Annotated in this window: 17 protein-coding genes; 7 read left to right on the top strand and 10 right to left on the bottom strand. The window is 67.5% G+C overall.

Annotation, left to right across the window (positions count from 1 at the left end; genetic code table 11):
* Entirely contained in the window at window positions 1–1,590 is a 1,590-nt protein-coding gene (locus tag BoBH3_RS18690; protein WP_262332345.1) for an ABC transporter substrate-binding protein, read from the top strand.
* A gap of 12 nt (window positions 1,591–1,602) precedes the next feature.
* Here BoBH3_RS18690 and BoBH3_RS18685 read toward each other — a convergent pair whose 3' ends face one another.
* Window positions 1,603–2,478, bottom strand: a complete 876-nt coding sequence (locus tag BoBH3_RS18685; RefSeq protein ID WP_262332344.1) for an aldose 1-epimerase family protein — start codon at window positions 2,476–2,478, stop codon at window positions 1,603–1,605.
* Between the two features lie 141 nt (window positions 2,479–2,619).
* On the opposite strand from BoBH3_RS18685, the gene BoBH3_RS18680 reads away from it, so the two are divergent.
* From BoBH3_RS18680 to dapD, 4 genes are all read left to right on the top strand, one after another.
* Window positions 2,620–3,606, top strand: a complete 987-nt coding sequence (locus BoBH3_RS18680) for a TRAP transporter substrate-binding protein (RefSeq protein WP_262332343.1) — start codon at window positions 2,620–2,622, stop codon at window positions 3,604–3,606.
* 175 nt (window positions 3,607–3,781) lie between these two features.
* Window positions 3,782–4,048: a hypothetical protein gene (locus tag BoBH3_RS18675; RefSeq protein WP_262332342.1), complete on the top strand. Its 267-nt coding sequence runs from the start codon at window positions 3,782–3,784 to the stop codon at window positions 4,046–4,048.
* A gap of 175 nt (window positions 4,049–4,223) precedes the next feature.
* Window positions 4,224–4,982: a precorrin-6A synthase (deacetylating) gene (gene cobF, locus BoBH3_RS18670; RefSeq protein WP_262332341.1), complete on the top strand. Its 759-nt coding sequence runs from the start codon at window positions 4,224–4,226 to the stop codon at window positions 4,980–4,982.
* Between the two features lie 63 nt (window positions 4,983–5,045).
* Window positions 5,046–5,888, top strand: coding sequence for a 2,3,4,5-tetrahydropyridine-2,6-dicarboxylate N-succinyltransferase (gene dapD, locus BoBH3_RS18665; RefSeq protein ID WP_262332340.1), 843 nt, complete (start codon window positions 5,046–5,048; stop codon window positions 5,886–5,888).
* Window positions 5,889–6,010: 122 nt separating this feature from the next.
* Here the strand turns inward: dapD and BoBH3_RS18660 are convergent, their stop codons facing one another.
* On the bottom strand, window positions 6,011–7,504 hold the full coding sequence (locus tag BoBH3_RS18660) for an MDR family MFS transporter (protein WP_262332339.1): 1,494 nt from the start codon (window positions 7,502–7,504) through the stop codon (window positions 6,011–6,013).
* A 123-nt stretch (window positions 7,505–7,627) separates the two neighbouring features.
* Here BoBH3_RS18660 and BoBH3_RS18655 point away from each other — a divergent pair, with 123 nt between their 5' ends.
* Window positions 7,628–8,158: a hydrolase gene (locus BoBH3_RS18655; RefSeq protein ID WP_262332338.1), complete on the top strand. Its 531-nt coding sequence runs from the start codon at window positions 7,628–7,630 to the stop codon at window positions 8,156–8,158.
* A gap of 399 nt (window positions 8,159–8,557) precedes the next feature.
* Window positions 8,558–10,177 carry a caspase family protein gene (locus BoBH3_RS18650; RefSeq protein ID WP_262332337.1) on the top strand — a complete coding sequence of 540 codons (1,620 nt, stop codon included), beginning with the start codon at window positions 8,558–8,560 and terminating at the stop codon, window positions 10,175–10,177.
* Window positions 10,178–10,398: 221 nt separating this feature from the next.
* On the opposite strand, the gene ureG is transcribed toward BoBH3_RS18650, so the two are convergent.
* From ureG to BoBH3_RS18610, 8 genes are read right to left on the bottom strand one after another with little or no spacing between them, the layout of a single operon-like run.
* On the bottom strand, window positions 10,399–11,019 hold the full coding sequence (gene ureG / locus BoBH3_RS18645) for an urease accessory protein UreG (protein WP_262332336.1): 621 nt from the start codon (window positions 11,017–11,019) through the stop codon (window positions 10,399–10,401).
* Complete coding sequence (locus BoBH3_RS18640) at window positions 11,016–11,732, bottom strand: urease accessory protein UreF (RefSeq protein ID WP_262332335.1); 717 nt, start codon at window positions 11,730–11,732, stop codon at window positions 11,016–11,018. The genes ureG and BoBH3_RS18640 overlap by 4 nt, the downstream gene beginning before the upstream one ends.
* On the bottom strand, window positions 11,671–12,153 hold the full coding sequence (locus BoBH3_RS18635) for an urease accessory protein UreE (RefSeq protein ID WP_262332334.1): 483 nt from the start codon (window positions 12,151–12,153) through the stop codon (window positions 11,671–11,673). Before BoBH3_RS18635 ends, BoBH3_RS18640 begins: the two co-directional genes overlap by 62 nt.
* Window position 12,154: 1 nt before the next feature.
* Window positions 12,155–13,867, bottom strand: a complete 1,713-nt coding sequence (ureC, locus tag BoBH3_RS18630; protein WP_262332333.1) for an urease subunit alpha — start codon at window positions 13,865–13,867, stop codon at window positions 12,155–12,157.
* Window positions 13,867–14,172: an urease subunit beta gene (locus BoBH3_RS18625; RefSeq protein ID WP_262332332.1), complete on the bottom strand. Its 306-nt coding sequence runs from the start codon at window positions 14,170–14,172 to the stop codon at window positions 13,867–13,869. Before BoBH3_RS18625 ends, ureC begins: the two co-directional genes overlap by 1 nt.
* Before the next feature lie 4 nt (window positions 14,173–14,176).
* Complete coding sequence (locus tag BoBH3_RS18620) at window positions 14,177–14,758, bottom strand: HupE/UreJ family protein (RefSeq protein WP_262332331.1); 582 nt, start codon at window positions 14,756–14,758, stop codon at window positions 14,177–14,179.
* Between the two features lie 39 nt (window positions 14,759–14,797).
* Window positions 14,798–15,100 (bottom strand): urease subunit gamma, encoded by a 303-nt coding sequence (locus tag BoBH3_RS18615; RefSeq protein WP_262332330.1) that lies wholly within the window; start codon window positions 15,098–15,100, stop codon window positions 14,798–14,800.
* An 8-nt stretch (window positions 15,101–15,108) separates the two neighbouring features.
* Window positions 15,109–15,948: an urease accessory protein UreD gene (locus BoBH3_RS18610; protein WP_262332329.1), complete on the bottom strand. Its 840-nt coding sequence runs from the start codon at window positions 15,946–15,948 to the stop codon at window positions 15,109–15,111.
* Window positions 15,949–16,069: the final 121 nt, after the last annotated feature.

Genomic DNA, 16,069 nt, shown 5'->3' with positions numbered 1-16,069 from the left:
ATGCACCTGCCCCGTTTCGCTGCCGCGCTTCTGCTCTCGGCCTCCGCGCTGCTGCCGTTATCGGCTGCGGCCCAGTCCCAACCGGCCGCGAACCGCGTGCTGCGCGTCGCTCCGCATGCGGACCTGAAGACGCTCGACCCCGTCTCTGCCTCCATCGTCATCACCCGCATGCACGGGCTGATGATCTACGAGACACTCTTCGCCTGGGACTCCAATCTCGAGCCCAAGCCACAGATGGTCGAGAGCTTCGAGACCTCGTCGGACAAGCTCACCTGGACCTTCAAGCTGCGCCCCGGCCTGAAATTCCATGACGGCCAGCCGGTGACGACCAAGGACGTCATCGCCTCTCTGACGCGCTGGATGAAGCGCGACACCATCGGCGGCAAGCTCGGCGAATATACCGAGGGGATGGAGGCCATCGACGATGCGAGCTTCAAGCTGAAGCTCAAGCGGCCGCTGGCGCTGGTGCCCTTCGCGCTCGGCTCGGCCGTCGGCCAGATCCCGGTGATCATGCGCGAGGCCGACGCCAAGACCGACCCGATGAAGCCGGTGATGGAGACCATCGGCTCCGGCCCCTTCAAGTTCAACCGCGAGGAATGGCGCAGCGGTTCCAAGATCGTCTACGACCGCAACGCCGACTATGTGCCGCGCTCCGAGCCGGCCGACGGGCTCTCCGGCGGGCGCGTCGTGAAGGTCGACCGGGTCGAGTGGCTGATCATGCCGGACGCTGCGACCGCCGCCGCGGCGCTGCAGACCGGCGAGATCGACATCTGGGAGCAGCCGAGCCAGGACCTGATCCCGGTCATCTCGGGGAACAGCCAGGTCAAGGTCGAGCGCTATTCCAACCTCTCCACCCAGGCGATGCTGCGGCCGAACCATCTCCACCCGCCCTTCGACAATCCGAAGGCGCGTCTCGCCCTCGCCTATGCGACCGACCAGGCCGATTTCCTTGCCGCCGGCTTCGGCGACGAGACATGGTGGAAGCGCTGCAGCGCCTATTTCGTCTGCGGCGGGCCGAACGGCATCGAGGCCGGCGCAGAGGGCTATGCCAAGCCCGATCTGGAGAAGGCCAAGGCGCTGCTCAAGGAGAGCGGCTACAAGGGCGAGAAGCTGGTGCTGAGCACCAGCAATGACATCGCGCCGATCGGCCGCATGGCGGAGGTCGCGGGAGCTGCCCTCAAGGCCGTCGGCTTCAATGTCGATGTGCAGTTCGCCGATTGGGGCGCGGTCACGACCCGCCAGCAGAACAAGAACCCGCCGGATCAGGGCGGCTGGAACCTCTTCGTGACCTTCGCCTCCGGCGCGACCATGCAGTCTCCGCTGACCAATATCGGCACCAATATGGGCTGCGAGCGCGCCTGGTCCGGCTGGCCCTGCGACGCCGAGGCCGAGAAGCTGCGCGGCGCCTTCGTCGATGCGCCTGACGATGCGAGCCGGAAGGTCGCGCTGGAAGCGCTGCATAAGCGCCTCGCCGAGGTGCAGCCCTATCGCGTGCTCGGGCAGTTCGACCAGCCCTATGCCCGCCGCACCAACGTGGCCGGCGTGCTGGCGGCGCCGGTCATGCTGTTCTGGAACATCGAGAAGAAATAAGTTCGTAGGGCTCTACAGCGTCACGCGCCAGGTGAAGTCGCGGCTCTCGCCTGGCGCCAGCGCCATGATACCGGGCTTGTCGGCAAACTCCCCCTGCCAGCCGAGGGGGCTCGCCATGCCGGCCCAGGGCTCGATGCACAGGAAGGGCGCGCCCGTCGGCTTCGACCAGATGCCGAGGTCCCAGAACCCCTCCCAGCTGACCGTCAGCGCGCGACGCTCCTGCCCGGCGGCGTCGAGCGCCGCGAAGTGCACCGAGCGGTTGGCGACATCGGGAATGACGATCGCGTCATTGGCGAAGAGGCCTTCCGCGAGCGGCAATTCCTTGCCCGAGAAGGGCAGCGGGAGCGGCCCGCCGATCAGCCCGCCCTCGACAGCGCGGCCGGGGCCGGGTTCTACCTCCGGGAAGCTCAGCCGATGCGCTTCCTTGGAAACGCCCTCGACGAGCGGCCAGAGGAAAGCCGGGTGTGCGCCGACGCCGCAGATCAGCGGCGTTTCGGCAGGGTTGCTCACCTGCGTCGTCACGCTCAGCGTATCGCCGGCAACCGCGTAGATCATCCGCAGCACGAAGCGGAAGGGATAGATCGCCAGCGTCTCGGCGCTCTCGCGCAGTTCCAGCACGGCGCGGTCCGTGCCGCGCTCCACCCAGGTGAAGAGTGCGTCGCGGGCGAAACCGTGCTGGGTCAGGCGGTAGCTGCGGCCCTGATGGATCAGCGTATCGTCCGTCAGCCGCCCGACAACCGGGAAGAGCACCGGCGCATGGCGCGGCCATTCCGGCCCGCCATGCCAGAGCGCCGGCCCCTTCGCATCGGCCAGCGCAACGAGTTCGCCACCCTGCGCCCGAACAGTCGCCTGCAGGGCTCCGGAGGAAATCGCGTGGGTGTCGGTCATCAGGCAAGTCTCCGCCGGTCGCTGCGGCACTGGATAGCCGATTGGCGCCGAGCACGAAATCGCGATACCGCCATGCCCGGCAACCACTTGCCGCAGTGCGCGTTTCAGGCGATGCCGCTACGATATCCGCGGAGGTCCCCCTTGCCGTTCACCCGCCGTCACATCACTGCCGGCCTTGTTGCCGCGCCCGCCGTCTTCAGCGGCGCACGGGCCTTCGCAGCGGGCCGGCCGGTCACGGTCGCGTCCCTGCTCGGCGAGGACAAGCCGGAGACGAAGATCTGGCGCCGGATCGCAGATGTGCTCGAGCGCTCCGCGCCGGGCCGGTTCGACCTGCGCATCGTGCCCAATGCCGCGCTCGGCGGCGAGAAAGAGGTCGCGGAGGGCCTGCGGCTGGGCTCGATTCACGCCGCGCTCTCGACCGTTTCGACCCTGTCGGCCTGGGTGCCCGAAGGGCAGATTCTCGACCTGCCCTTCCTGTTCCGCGATCGTGGCCATCTCGGTCGCGTCCTGGCAGGCCCCTTGGGCGCCGATCTGAAGACACGCTATGAAGCACAGGGCTTCATCGTGCCGGCCTACATCAACTACGGCGCCCGGCACCTGCTGGCAAAGGAGGCGCTCACGACGCCGGCCTCGGTCAAAGGCAAGCGCATCCGCGTCATCCAGAGCCCGCTCCATACCGAGCTCTGGTCAGGGCTTGGCGCCTATCCGACGCCGATCCCGATCCCCGAGACCTACAACGCCCTGAAGACCGGCGTGGTCGATTGCATGGACCTGACGAAATCCGCCTATGTCGGCTTCCGGCTGCATGAGGTCGTGCCCTGGCTGATCGAAACGGGCCACATCTGGGCGAGCGGTGTCGTCATGTTCGGCGGCCGATTCTGGACAGGGCTGACGCCGCCGGATCGCGAGGCGCTCGCCGCCGCGGTGATCGAGGGCGCCGCCTATTTCGACGTGCTGATGCTGGCCGACGAGGCTGCCTCGATGGCCCGCGCCGCGGCCGAGGGCGGCAAGGTCGCGCCGGCGGAGGATCGCGAGGGGTGGCAGGCCGGCGCTCGCAAGGTCTGGACGAGCTTCGCGCCACGGCTCGGCGGCATCGAGCGGATCGAGGCCATCGCCAAGAGCGCCTGAGCACCGCCAGCGGCTGGGCGGCCCCTCCCGTCATGATGGGGTCACGCGGGCAGGGCAAGATGGGAAGATTACCTTCGAATCGTTCTATTTATGCAGTAAAAACAAACACTTGTATTGCGTTCGCCATCTGCCTATCTCTGGCGCCGACCCGGAATCAAGCGACGGAGGTGTCGGGATGGTTGGGATCACCGAGGCAGAGGTCGACGCGACGATCGGCCCGATCGACCGGATCGTCATGGACGAGATCGTTCGCACCGGCGCGAGCCGGCTGGAGCTGCGCCGGGCGCTCGCCATGGCGAGGGGCCGAGCCGATCTCGAAGCCGCTTCCGCCTTGCCGGCGCGCATGCAACGGCTCGTCGACCTGCTGGCCGTCACCCTGCCCGAGCAAGGGCCGGCGCTTCCGCGCGATCGCGCCGAGAAGAACATCGGTCGCGCGGCCTGAAGACATAGACGGCGTCATTCTCGGGCCTGACCCGAGCATCTCTGGCGGGGAGATACTCCGGCGCATTCTTGTGCATGAGATTCGCGGGTCAGGCCCGAGAATGACGCCCCGTAGCCGAGAGGCCGTTCCCCTTTTCGACCCGATGCTCTAAGCCCCTCGCCATCGGCGGGGCGGCATGCGCAAAATCCTCATCATCGGCATCGGGGCCGGCAATCCCGACCACATGACGGTCGAGGCGATCGAGGCCCTGAACCGCGCCGATGTCCTGTTCATTCCCGACAAGGGCGAGGAGAAGGCGGCGCTCAGGGCGCTGCGCGAGACGATCTGCCGCCGCTTCATCCGCAAGCCGGGCTATCGCACCGTCCCGGTCGCCATCCCGAAGCGTGCCGAGGCCGGCGACAACTATCGCGGCGTCGTGGACGACTGGCACGAGCGCATCGCCGCCGGCTATCGCGCGCTCTTCGAGGCGGAGCTCCATGAGGGGCAAAATGGGGCTCTGCTGGTCTGGGGCGATCCGGCGCTCTACGACAGCACGCTGCGGATCATCGAGCGGGTCGCCGCCTCGGGGCTCGCGCTCGACTGGCAGGTCTATCCCGGCATCAGCAGCGTGCAGGTGCTGGCGGCGCGCCATCGCATTCCGCTCAACACCATCGGCGGACCGATCCTCGTCACGACGGGACGCAGGCTCGCGGCCGGTTTCCCGGCGGATCAGGATAGTGTCGTGGTGATGCTCGACGGCGAGCAGGCCTTCGCGGCAATCAATCCGCAAGACATCGACATCTGGTGGGGCGCCTATCTCGGCACGCCGGACGAGATCCTGATGGCGGGGCCATTGGCAGAGATCACCGCGGAGATCGCTCGTGTCCGCGCACAGGCGCGCGCCCGGCACGGCTGGATCATGGACACCTATCTGCTGCGCCGCCGGCCGGCTTGACGCGCACGCGCTCATCCGCCATCGCTCGCCACGATCTTCAAGAACCCTGCCGGAGCTGCGCGCATGTCCCTCGCCGATCTCGCCGCCACCATCGAAGCCGCCTGGGAGAACCGCTCCGAGATCGGCGTCACGACGCAAGGGCCAGTGCGCGAAGCTGTCGAGCAGGCCATCGAGATGCTGGATTCGGGCCAGGCTCGCGTCGCTGAGAAGCAGGGTGCCGACTGGATCGTGCATCAATGGCTGAAGAAGGCGGTACTGCTCTCCTTCCGACTGACCGACAACGCGATCATCGCCAACGGCCCCGGCGAGGCCGTGTTCTGGGACAAGGTTCCCTCCAAGTTCGAAGGCTGGGGCGAGAACCGCTTCCGCGCCGCGGGCTTCCGCGTCGTGCCGCCGGCGGCCGCGCGCAAGGGCTCCTATCTTGCCTCGGGCGTGATCCTGATGCCCTCCTTCGTCAATATCGGCGCCTATGTCGATTCCGGCACCATGGTCGACACCTGGGCGACGGTCGGTTCCTGCGCCCAGATCGGCAAGAACGTGCATCTCTCGGGCGGCGTCGGCATCGGCGGCGTGCTCGAGCCGCTGCAGGCCAACCCGACCATCATCGAGGACAACTGCTTCATCGGCGCCCGCTCCGAGGTGGTCGAGGGCGTGATCGTCGGCGAGGGCTCGGTGCTCTCGATGGGGGTCTTTCTCTCGGCCTCGACCAAGATCGTCGACCGCGCCACCGGCCAGGTCCATATCGGCAAGGTGCCGCCCTATTCGGTGGTGGTGCCGGGCGCGCTGCCGGGCAAGCCCTTCCCGGATGGCACGCCTGGCCCCTCGCTCGCCTGCGCCGTCATCGTCAAGACCGTCGACGCCCAGACCCGCTCCAAGACCGGCATCAACGAGCTGCTGCGCGACTGAGGGCCGCTGCGGCTAGGCGTCATGCTCGGGCCGCGCCCTGCGCGGACCCGAGAATTTCAGACGAGGAAGCCCTGGTTTACGAGATGCTCGGGTCAGGCCCGAGCATGACGGCCCCGTGAATCCTATTCGCCGCCGATGACCTTCGCGTCCTCGACGGCGTGGCCGCGCAGCGGTAGTTCCTCCATCAGCGCCAGCATGATGAGGGCGAGCGCGAAGCCGAGGGCGGCGGCAGCGAAGACGTAGCGGAACAGCGTCACCATCGTCTCCCGATCGACAGCGCCCAGTTGCAGGGCCTCGTGCGAAAGATGCGCGCCGGCTCCGCCGACGCCGCCGAGCACGATCGCGCCAAAGGCCGCGACGATCAGCGCCCCGCCGATCTGGCGGAAGAAATTAGCCACCGCCGTCGCCGTGCCGAGCTGGTGTGGCTTGACCGCGTTCTGGATTGCGACCGTGGCGACGGGCAGCAGGGTGCCCAGCCCGAGGCTGACCACGGCCAGCAGGGCGCAGAGCGGCAGCAACGAAATCCGCCCCGAGAAGACCGCGAGAAGGATCGCGCCGACAAACGCGACAGAGAGCCCTACCAGCGGCACGCGCTTGTAATGGGTCAGATGCACCATCGCCCGACCAGAGCTCGTCGCGCCGATGACCGTGCCGCAGGTCAGCGGCAGGAGGCCGAGGCCGGAGTAGGTGGCGCTCAGGCCCATCACCGTCTCGAAATAAAGCGGCAGGTAGATCGTCAGGCCGATGAAGGTGCCCATGCCGAAGCCGGCGGCGACCGTGCCCCGGCGCACGACGCCGTTGGCGAGGATGTCGAGCGGGATCAGTGGCTCTTCGGCGGTACGCAGGCGCCAGGCGAAGAGCGCCCAGAGCAGCAGAGCAGCGACGATCAGCGTCGCAATGGGCCAGGAGCGCCAGGGATAGGCCGTCCCGCCCCAGGAGAGAGCGAGCAGCAGCGACATCGTCGCCGCCGTCATCAGCAGCGCTCCCAGCACGTCGAGCTTGTGCGGGCGCTCATGGCGCGGCAGGCGCTTGAGCGCCGAGCTCGTCATCCAGTAGGCGCCGAGCCCGAGCGGCAGGTTGATCCAGAAGATCACCGACCAATGCAGCCGCTCCGCCATCACCCCGCCCAGCACGGGCCCGAGCAGCGATGAGGACAGGAAGACGGCGGCAAAATAGACCTGATAGCGCCCGCGCTCCTTCGGAGGCACCATGTCCGCGATGATGGTCTGAGCCAATGCGATGAGGCCGCCGCCGCCGAGGCCCTGGACGAAGCGCGACGCCACGAGCAGAAGCGGCGTGGGCGACAGCGCGCAGGCGACCGAGCCCACCACGAAGACAGTGATGCCGGAGAGCAGCACCACGCGCCGCCCGTGGATGTCTGCCAGCTTGCCATAAAGCGGCGTGACCGCGGTGGAGGCCAGGAGATAGATCGTGACGATCCAGGACAGGTGGGCGACATCGCCGAATTCGCGCCCCATGGTCGGCAGGGCGGTGGCGACGATCGTCTGGTCGAGTGCCGCCAGGAACATCGCCAGCATGATGCCGAGCAGGATCGAGCGGATATCCTCCTGCGTCAGCGGCGCCGCCTGAATCTGTGTATCGAGCCGCTGGTCCATGAGAATGGCGATCTTGCCTGCATTTGAGGAATGGCGGACGTTAGTGAGTGGCCGTGTCATGCGCCAGAGTCACGGTGTGGGGTCGGCCCTGCGATGAGGGCGGAACGTGGGAGGAGGCCGGAAATGCCACTCGTGACGGCGGAGAACGCGATGCTGGTCGTCATCGATCTCCAGGCGCGGCTGATGCCGGCGATCCATGACGGCGAGCGCGTGCTGCTGAATGCGTCGCGACTGGCGGAGGCCGCACGCCTGCTCTCGATCCCCCTCCTCATCACCGAACAGAACCCGCGCGGCCTCGGCCCAACCGTCCCCGAACTCACAAATGCAGGCCCGGTCATCACCAAGATGAGCTTCGACGCCTGCGGCGAGCCTGCCTTCAGGGACGCTGTCGCCGACGCTGTCGATCTCGTCGTCTGCGGCTGCGAGGCGCATGTCTGCGTCGGGCAGACGGTGCTGAGCCTGCGGGCCCGGGGTCGCCGGGTCGTCGTGGCAGCCGATGCGATCGGTTCGCGCGCGCCCGAATCACGCGAAATCGCGCTCAGACGGATGGCGGACCATGGCGCCGAGATCGTCACGACGGAGATGGTCCTGTTCGAATGGCTGCGGACGGCGGAGCATCCGCAGTTCAGGCCGGTCTCGAAACTGATCCGCTGACTGGCGCATTTCAACGTTTCTCCGAAACGCGAAAACGCTCCATCCATTTGTTGTGTCGGATTTTCTTCACGCGAACCGGAACCAGCTCCGCTCGAAAATGCCCTGCTCTCCGTGACCGACATCACAGAACGCCTCATGCAAATAGAGGATGCTGCAGTCCTGCCTCACGCGTGAGGTTGCAAAAAAGGGACTGGGGGCACAAAAACCCGCGCTTCCGATTGAACCTGAATTGACCCTTGGGCGACCAAAGGGCAATCCGGTTTACCGTCGGGAAGCGTTGCGGTAGATATGTGCATCGACCTTAGTGTTTATTGTCATCGTTTTCTCGCTCGTGCGGTGTGCCGCGCGGGTATTTCTGCGGCCCAGATTGGCCGCGTTCCTGAATCGGGGGAGGTTGTCGTGAATTGCGCGTCTCTGGTTTCGGTGTTCCATGCCCGGCTGGCCGCAGCCATCGCGCTGGCGCTCTGTGCCATGGCTCTGACTGTGCCCGCCTCGGCCGCCGTGCCGGAGCGCCGTGTCGCGCTGGTCATCGGCAACAGCGCCTATACGTCGGTGCCGCCGCTGGCCAATCCGCAGCGGGACGCCAAGGGTGTCTCCGCCGCTCTGAAGCGGCTCGGCTTCGAGGTCGTCGAAGGCTACGACCTGAAGATGGACGCGATGACGACGACTGTGCGCGAGTTCGCACAGAAGCTCGACGGCGCCAAGGCGGGGCTCGTCTACTATGCCGGCCACGGCATCGCCGTCGGCGACGAGAACTACCTCATCCCGGTCGACGCCTCGCTGCGCTCGGAAGCCGATCTCGACTTCAAGGCGGTCAACGTCCAGCTCGTGCTGCGCCAGATGCAGCGTGACGAGCGCGTCAACATCCTCATTCTCGACGCCTGCCGCGACAACCCCTTCGCCAGCCAGCTTGCAGCCAAGTCCCGCGCCGTGACCCGCGGCCTGACGGCCATCGAGACACAGTCGGCCTCCGGCATCCTGATCGCTTTCGCCACCGATCCGCGCGCCACCGCGCTCGACGGCGAGCGCGACGGCAACAGCCCGTTCACCTCGGCGCTGCTGAAGCACATCGAAACTCCCGAGGTCTCGATCACCACGGTGATGGACCGCGTGCGCGCCGATGTCTGGGAATCGACGGGCAAGAAGCAGAAGCCCTGGACGAACTCCTCGATCATCGGCGAGTTCAGGCTCAACCCGACGCTGAAGCTCGCTTCCGTCGATCCGGGCGTGGCTGCCACCAAGGCGATCGACGCCGCGGTTCCGGTCCCGGCCATGCCGGCTCCGGCCAGCCTCGACCGCGCCCAGCTCGACGTGAAGACCTGGGAAGTGGCCGAGCGCGGTAATTCGGCGGCTGACTATCGCGCCTATCTCGACTCCTTCCCGACCGGCCAGTTCGCCAGCTTTGCGCGCAATCGCCTCGCGAGCCTCGATGCTGCGAAGCCGGCGGCCACCGCGACCGAGACTCCGGCCGGCGTCACCGACGAAGCCTTGAAGAAGGAAATCGGCACCGCGCAGACCGAGACGGAGATGAAGCTCTCCGCCAACGATCGCCGCGAGCTGCAGAACCGCCTGCGCATCTCGGGTCTCCAGCCTGGCAAGGCCTCGGCCACTTTCGGCCCGAGCCACCGCAAGGCGATCCAGGAGTGGCAGAAGTCGCGCGGCATCCCGGAGACCGGCTTCTTCACCGCCATGCAGGCGACGGCGCTGCGCGCCCAGAGCGAGACGGCCTATCAGCGCTCGCTCGCCGATGACGCGAGCAAGAAGGCGGCCGCCCGCGAGCAGGCTCCGAAGACCCGAAAGGTCGTCGACGAGGGCGAGCAGATGTACCAGCGCGATCTCGCCCGCCAGCGCGGCGGCAACCCAGAGGGAACAGCCGCCCGTGGCACCGCCGCCGGCGGCTACCAGGGGCAGGTCCGCACTCGCGAGAGCAGGGGCGCGGATACGGGCGGCGCAGCCGGCGCGGGCGTCATCGGCGGGATCATCGGCGGCGCCATCATGGGCGGCATCCTGGGCCGCTGAGCGATAGACCAGACCAAGTGAAAGAGCCGGCCTCAAGGGCCGGCTTTTTTCTTTTGATCTCGCAGTTGATGCCGGCGTCCAGCGTGCATTTAGGCTTCTCGAAACTCTGCCGTCATTGCGAGGAGCGAAGCGACGAAGCAATCCAGGGGGATGCAGAACTCTGCCGCCCCTGGATTGCTTCGCTTCGCTCGCAATGACGTTTCAGGCCGATCAAAGCCCGGTCAATGCGCCGTCAGCCCGCCATTCTCCTCGATGAAGCCGACGATATCGTCGACGCCGATACGCCGGTTGAGATCGGAGAAGACGAAGGGCCGGCCGGCTCGCTGCTTCTCGGTGTCCGAGCGCATCACGTCGAGATTGGCGCCGACATAGGGGGCAAGGTCGATCTTGTTGATGATCAGGAGGTCGGAACGGGTGATGCCCGGCCCGCCCTTGCGCGGGATCTTCTCGCCGCCCGCGACGTCGATGACGTAGAGGGTGATGTCGGCGAGATCCGGCGAGAAGGTCGCGGCGAGGTTGTCGCCACCTGACTCGATGAAGACCACGTCGAGGTCCGGAAAGCGCCGGCGCATCTCGGCGATGGCGGCCAGGTTGATCGAGGCGTCTTCGCGGATCGCGGTATGCGGACAGCCGCCGGTCTCGACGCCGAGGATGCGCTCCTCCGGCAGGGCCTGCAGCCGGTTGAGGATCAGCTCGTCCTCCTTGGTGAAGATGTCGTTGGTGACGACGGCGACCGAGTAGCGATCCCGCATCGCCTTGCAGAGCTTCTCGGTCAGTGTCGTCTTGCCGACGCCCACCGGACCGCCGATGCCGACGCGAAGAGGGCCGTTTGAGGATTTCACGAGCGGAACACCCTGGAATATTGCGTTTCGTGGTTCATCGACATGATGTCCGCGATCAGCGTGCAGGAACCGAGATCGTCGAGCGTCGAGGCCGATGCCCGGCGCGCGGTGCGCAGCACCACGGGCTCCAGCGCAGCCAGCGCCGCGACGCCGTCGCGCTGGCCGAGCGGGACCAGCCGGACACTAGCCTGGACCAGATTCGAGGCGAAGGCGTGGAGATAGGCCACGAGCGCCTCCTCCAGCCGGACCGCATGGCGCGCGGAAGCCGTGCCGACGGCAACCGGATAGGGCATAGCGCCCTCCCCGTCCGCGAGTTCTACAGTACCCCAGGACGTCATCGCATCGACGAACGCGCCGCCCTGCAGCGTCGTCTCCATATGGCGCTCGCGCGAGCCGGCCATCGCCTCGCCGAGCTCCGCCACCTCCGCAATGTCCTCGCCGGCAGAGGTGCGGCGCCAGGTCTCGGCCAGCAGCACGGCGTCGTTCCAGCCGGAGCCGTGTTCGAGCAGCGCATGCAGCCAGGCGACGAGCGCGAGCCGGTCCGCGATCAGCCCGTCATGGATCGCCCGCTCCAACCCGTGGCTGTAGGCGAAGGCCCCGACCGGGAAGGCCGGGGAGAGCCAGGTCATCAGCCGGGCCAGCGTCGTGGCGTCAGTCATGATCGTGGTGATGTTGCCCGTGGCCGTGGTGGCCGTGCGATTGATCGTGTCCATGGGCGTGATAGGCGCCATGCACGGGCTGGAAGCGCGCGACGACCTCGCGGACCGAGGCGCCGAGCCCTTCCAGCATGGCGCGGATGACGTGATCGCGCTGGATCAGGATGCGGTCCTCGTCGATCTGCGCCGGCAGATGGCGGTTGCCGAGATGCCAGGCGAGATGACGCAGGGGCGATGCCGGGCCGGGCCGCACCTCGTAGAGCTGCTCCTCGGCTGCGACGATGGCGATCGACCGGCCGTCCTCCAACACGAGCCGGTCGCCATCGGCGAAGAGAACGGGCTCCGGCAGGTCGACCATCACCTTCTCGCCCTGGTCGGTGGTGACGAGCTTGCGGCGCAGATGCCGCCCCGAATGGTCGAGGCGCAGCGTGCCGGCCGGCTCGCCTCCGCCATGGCTATGGGAAAGGGCGCGCAGCATCTCAGAACAGGAAGTAGCGCTGCGCCATCGGCAGCACGGTGGCGGGTTCGCAGGTCAGGAGCTCGCCATCGGCGCGCACCTCATAGGTCTCGGGATCGACCTCCATATGCGGCGTCGCATCGTTGAGGATCATCGAGGCCTTGGAGATGCCGCCGCGCGTGTTCTCGACCGCGACCATGCCCTTGGCGACGCCGAGGCGCTCCTTCAGCCCGCCGGCAATGGCGGCCTGGCTGACGAAGGTGACCGAGGACATCGCCGGGGCGCGGCCATAGGCGCCGAACATCGGCCGGTAATGCATCGGCTGCGGCGTCGGGATCGAGGCGTTGGGGTCTCCCATCGGCGCTGCCGCAATCATGCCGCCGACCAGCACCATCTCGGGCTTCACACCGAAGAAGGCCGGGTTCCAGAGCACGAGATCGGCGCGCTTGCCGACCTCAATGGAGCCGACATGCTTCGACAGACCCTGCGCGATGGCGGGGTTGATCGTGTATTTCGCGATGTAGCGGCGCACGCGCAGATTGTCGTTCTCGCCGGTCTCGCTGGCCAGGCGCCCGCGCTGGACCTTCATCTTGTGCGCGGTTTGCCAGGTGCGGATCGGCACCTCGCCGACGCGGCCCATGGCCTGGCTGTCGGAGGAGATGATCGAGAAGGCGCCGATATCGTGCAGGATGTCCTCGGCCGCGATGGTCTCCTTGCGGATGCGGCTCTCGGCGAAGGCGATGTCCTCGGGGATCGCGGGCGAGAGATGGTGGCAGACCATCAGCATGTCGAGATGCTCGGCGATGGTGTTCTGCGTGTAGGGCCGGGTCGGGTTGGTCGAGGACGGGATGACGTTCTGCAGCCCGCAGACCTTGATGATGTCCGGCGCGTGGCCGCCGCCCGCGCCCTCCGTGTGGAAGGCATGGATGGTGCGTCCCTTGAAGGCGGCAACCGTGTCCTCGACGAAGCCGCTCTCGTTCAGCGTGTCGGTGTGGATCATCACCTGGACGTCGTAGTCATCCGCCACGGCGAGGCAGTTGTCGATCGCGGCCGGCGTGGTGCCCCAATCCTCATGGAGCTTGAGCGCGCAGGCACCACCCTCGATCATCTCGATCAACGCAGCCGGCTTCGAGGCGTTGCCCTTGCCAGAGAGGCCGAGATTGATCGGCACCTGATCGAAGGATTGGATCATCCGGCCGAGATGCCAGGGGCCGGGCGTGCAGGTCGTCGCCAGCGTGCCATGGGCCGGGCCGGTGCCGCCGCCGAGCATGGTGGTGATGCCGGACATCAGCGCCTCCTCGATCTGCTGCGGGCAGATGAAGTGGATATGCGCGTCGACGCCGCCGGCGGTGAGGATCTTGCCCTCGCCTGCAATGGCCTCGGTGCCGGGGCCGATGACGATGGTGACGCCGGGTTGCGTGTCCGGATTGCCAGCCTTGCCGATGGCGACGATGACGCCGTCCTTCAGGCCGACATCGGCTTTCACGATGCCCCAGTGATCGACGATCAGCGCGTTGGTGATGACGGTGTCGACCGCGCCCTCGGCGCGGCTCATCTGGCTCTGGCCCATGCCGTCGCGGATGACTTTGCCGCCGCCGAACTTCACCTCCTCGCCATAGATGGTAAAGTCCTTCTCCACCTCGATGATGAGGTCGGTATCGGCGAGGCGGACCCGGTCTCCGACCGTGGGTCCGTACATCTGCGCATAGGCGGCGTGGGAGAGCTTGGCCGGCATCAGAGTTTCCCCATCACCTTCTGCTGGAAGCCATAGACGGCGCGCCCGCCGCCGAGCGGAACGAGGCGCACCTCACGCTGCTGGCCGGGCTCGAAGCGCACGGCGGTGCCGGCGGCGATGTCGAGCCGCATGCCGCGGGCAGCGGCTCGGTCGAAATCGAGCGCCCCGTTGGTCTCGAAGAAATGGTAGTGCGAGCCGACCTGGATCGGCCGGTCCCCGGTGTTGGCGACGAGCACCGTCACCGGAACCGCGCCTTCGTTGAGGGTGATATCGCCTGCGGCGGGAAAGACCTCTCCGGGGATCATCGGATCAGGCTCCCGCGACCAGCCAGAGCCCGCCCAGCGCGGTCAGCCCGCCGGCGATGCGCGCCGCGATCCGCCCGCGATGCGAGAGTGCATTGCCGGCAAAGCCGATGCCGACACCGACCGCATGCAGCAGCACTGTGGCCAGCGCAAAGCCGACCATGAAGGGCGCGCTCGTCGCCTCGCCGAGCTCGCCGCCATGGGCATAGCCATGGAACAGGGCGAAGAAACCGACGACCGCCATGCCGACCGGCGTCGGCACCTGCAGCGCGACCAGCGCCAGCAGGCCGAGCACGACGACGGAGGCCGCGATCACCGGCTCGACGAAGGGCAGGCCGATGCCGGCGAGCGATGCGGCGAAGCCGAGCATCATCGTGGCGACGAAGGCGGTGGGAATCGCCCAGACGGCGCGGCCGCCGACGAGGAAGGCCCAGAGACCGACGCCGACCATCGCCAGGATATGGTCCGCGCCGAAGAGCGGATGCGAGAAGCCGGCGGCGAAGGAGCCGTGCTCGGCCGGGTTGAGATGGGCGAAGGCGGGGCTCGCGGCCGCGACGCTCAGGAACAGGGCGAGGGTCAGTCTCTTCATGGCAGCCTCTGCTTTGCGATTGTCAGCGGATCGGCAGGTTCAGCGGATCGGTTCGTGAACGGTGACGAGCTTGGTGCCGTCGGGGAAGGTCGCCTCGACCTGCACGTCATGGATCATCTCGGCGATGCCCTCCATGACCTGCGCGCGGGTGACGACATGGGCGCCGGCCTCCATCAGATCGGCAACGCTGCGGCCGTCGCGCGCGCCCTCGACGACGAAGTCGGTGATCAGCGCGATCGCCTCCGGGTGGTTCAGCTTGACGCCGCGCTCCAGCCGCTTGCGCGCCACCATGGCCGCCATGGAGATCAGGAGCTTGTCCTTCTCGCGAGGTGTCAGGTTCATCGCTATTCCTAGAGTTGCCAGACCTTGGGCAGCGGCCGGCCGCCCATGAGCAGGGTGAGCAGCGGCTCCAGCCGCCGGCGCAAGGCGAGCCCGGTCTCCTCGACGAGGCGCGCGAGGAACTTGCCGTTCCAGGCGCTGGCCCCGCCGGCGGGGCCGATGATCTGCCGGGCCGCTTCCAGGAAGCGCTCCGGCGCCGGGCCGGCGAAGAGCACCGTCGCCATGGCGCGCCTGCCACCCATCACGGCCTGCGGGGCCACCTGCGCGGCGATATCGCCCTCGAAGCGGAGATCGTCGGCGAAGATCAGCTTTCCGTCGCGGCGCACGCGCCAGCGGTCCCGCAGGCTGCCGCTGCGCAGAATCTCGCCCATCGCCATCCGGCCGAAGAGCACGGCCTCGACCGCGACGAGCTCGGCATCACCTTCCAGATCGGCATCGAGCCGACGCGTGAGCCGGCCGCCTTCGAAGAGGATTGTCTCCTGCGGTAGCCAGGCGAGCCGGGCTCCGTCAGCGAGCCGCAGGCGGTTTGCGACCACTGCGTCGTCGCCGGTCGAGCGATAGATGCGCTCGCAGGCCTGGGTGGTGATGCAGGCCGATGTGCCCGGGCCAAGATCGACCTCGGCGGCGAAGCGGTCCCCGCCCGTCAGCCCGCCGGCCGTGTTGATGAGGATTCCCTGTGGGACAGCGCCGTCAATGGCGCGCGGCAGGCGAATCTTGGCGCAGCCCTCCTGGAAGAGGCGCTCCAGCCGCGTCGTGCCCGCGTCGCTGCGAAAGCTCACGCCAGCGCGCCCGACGGCGCGCTGCATGCGCACCGGCCCGGCCCCTTGAAACGCCGGTATGCCCGCAGCCATCAGCATCGCCAGAACAGTTTCTCCTCCGAACAACGAGCGCAGCATTCAGTCCCGCGGCGCCAATGGCAAGACTGCGCCCGATCGGTCTTGCCGAAAAAATAGGCAAATATCATGCCATGTC

This window comes from Allobosea sp. BH3, from assembly GCF_025499465.1.
Classification (GTDB): Bacteria; Pseudomonadota; Alphaproteobacteria; order Rhizobiales; family Beijerinckiaceae; genus Allobosea.
Note: the sequence above shows the minus strand (reverse complement) of the source record. Positions and strands in the feature narration are given on the sequence as shown.

Excerpts from the sequence above, each read along its gene's own strand:
- BoBH3_RS18690 (WP_262332345.1), top strand. The coding sequence starts at position 1 with ATGCACCTGCCCCGTTTCGCTGCCGCGCTTCTGCTCTCGGCCTCCGCG.
- BoBH3_RS18685 (WP_262332344.1), bottom strand. The coding sequence starts at position 2,478 with ATGACCGACACCCACGCGATTTCCTCCGGAGCCCTGCAGGCGACTGTT.
- BoBH3_RS18675 (WP_262332342.1), top strand. The coding sequence starts at position 3,782 with ATGGTTGGGATCACCGAGGCAGAGGTCGACGCGACGATCGGCCCGATC.
- cobF (WP_262332341.1), top strand. The coding sequence starts at position 4,224 with ATGCGCAAAATCCTCATCATCGGCATCGGGGCCGGCAATCCCGACCAC.
- dapD (WP_262332340.1), top strand. The coding sequence starts at position 5,046 with ATGTCCCTCGCCGATCTCGCCGCCACCATCGAAGCCGCCTGGGAGAAC.
- BoBH3_RS18660 (WP_262332339.1), bottom strand. The coding sequence starts at position 7,504 with ATGGACCAGCGGCTCGATACACAGATTCAGGCGGCGCCGCTGACGCAG.
- BoBH3_RS18655 (WP_262332338.1), top strand. The coding sequence starts at position 7,628 with ATGCCACTCGTGACGGCGGAGAACGCGATGCTGGTCGTCATCGATCTC.
- BoBH3_RS18640 (WP_262332335.1), bottom strand. The coding sequence starts at position 11,732 with ATGGACACGATCAATCGCACGGCCACCACGGCCACGGGCAACATCACC.
- BoBH3_RS18635 (WP_262332334.1), bottom strand. The coding sequence starts at position 12,153 with ATGCTGCGCGCCCTTTCCCATAGCCATGGCGGAGGCGAGCCGGCCGGC.
- ureC (WP_262332333.1), bottom strand. The coding sequence starts at position 13,867 with ATGCCGGCCAAGCTCTCCCACGCCGCCTATGCGCAGATGTACGGACCC.
- BoBH3_RS18625 (WP_262332332.1), bottom strand. The coding sequence starts at position 14,172 with ATGATCCCCGGAGAGGTCTTTCCCGCCGCAGGCGATATCACCCTCAAC.
- BoBH3_RS18620 (WP_262332331.1), bottom strand. The coding sequence starts at position 14,758 with ATGAAGAGACTGACCCTCGCCCTGTTCCTGAGCGTCGCGGCCGCGAGC.
- BoBH3_RS18615 (WP_262332330.1), bottom strand. The coding sequence starts at position 15,100 with ATGAACCTGACACCTCGCGAGAAGGACAAGCTCCTGATCTCCATGGCG.
- BoBH3_RS18610 (WP_262332329.1), bottom strand. The coding sequence starts at position 15,948 with ATGGCTGCGGGCATACCGGCGTTTCAAGGGGCCGGGCCGGTGCGCATG.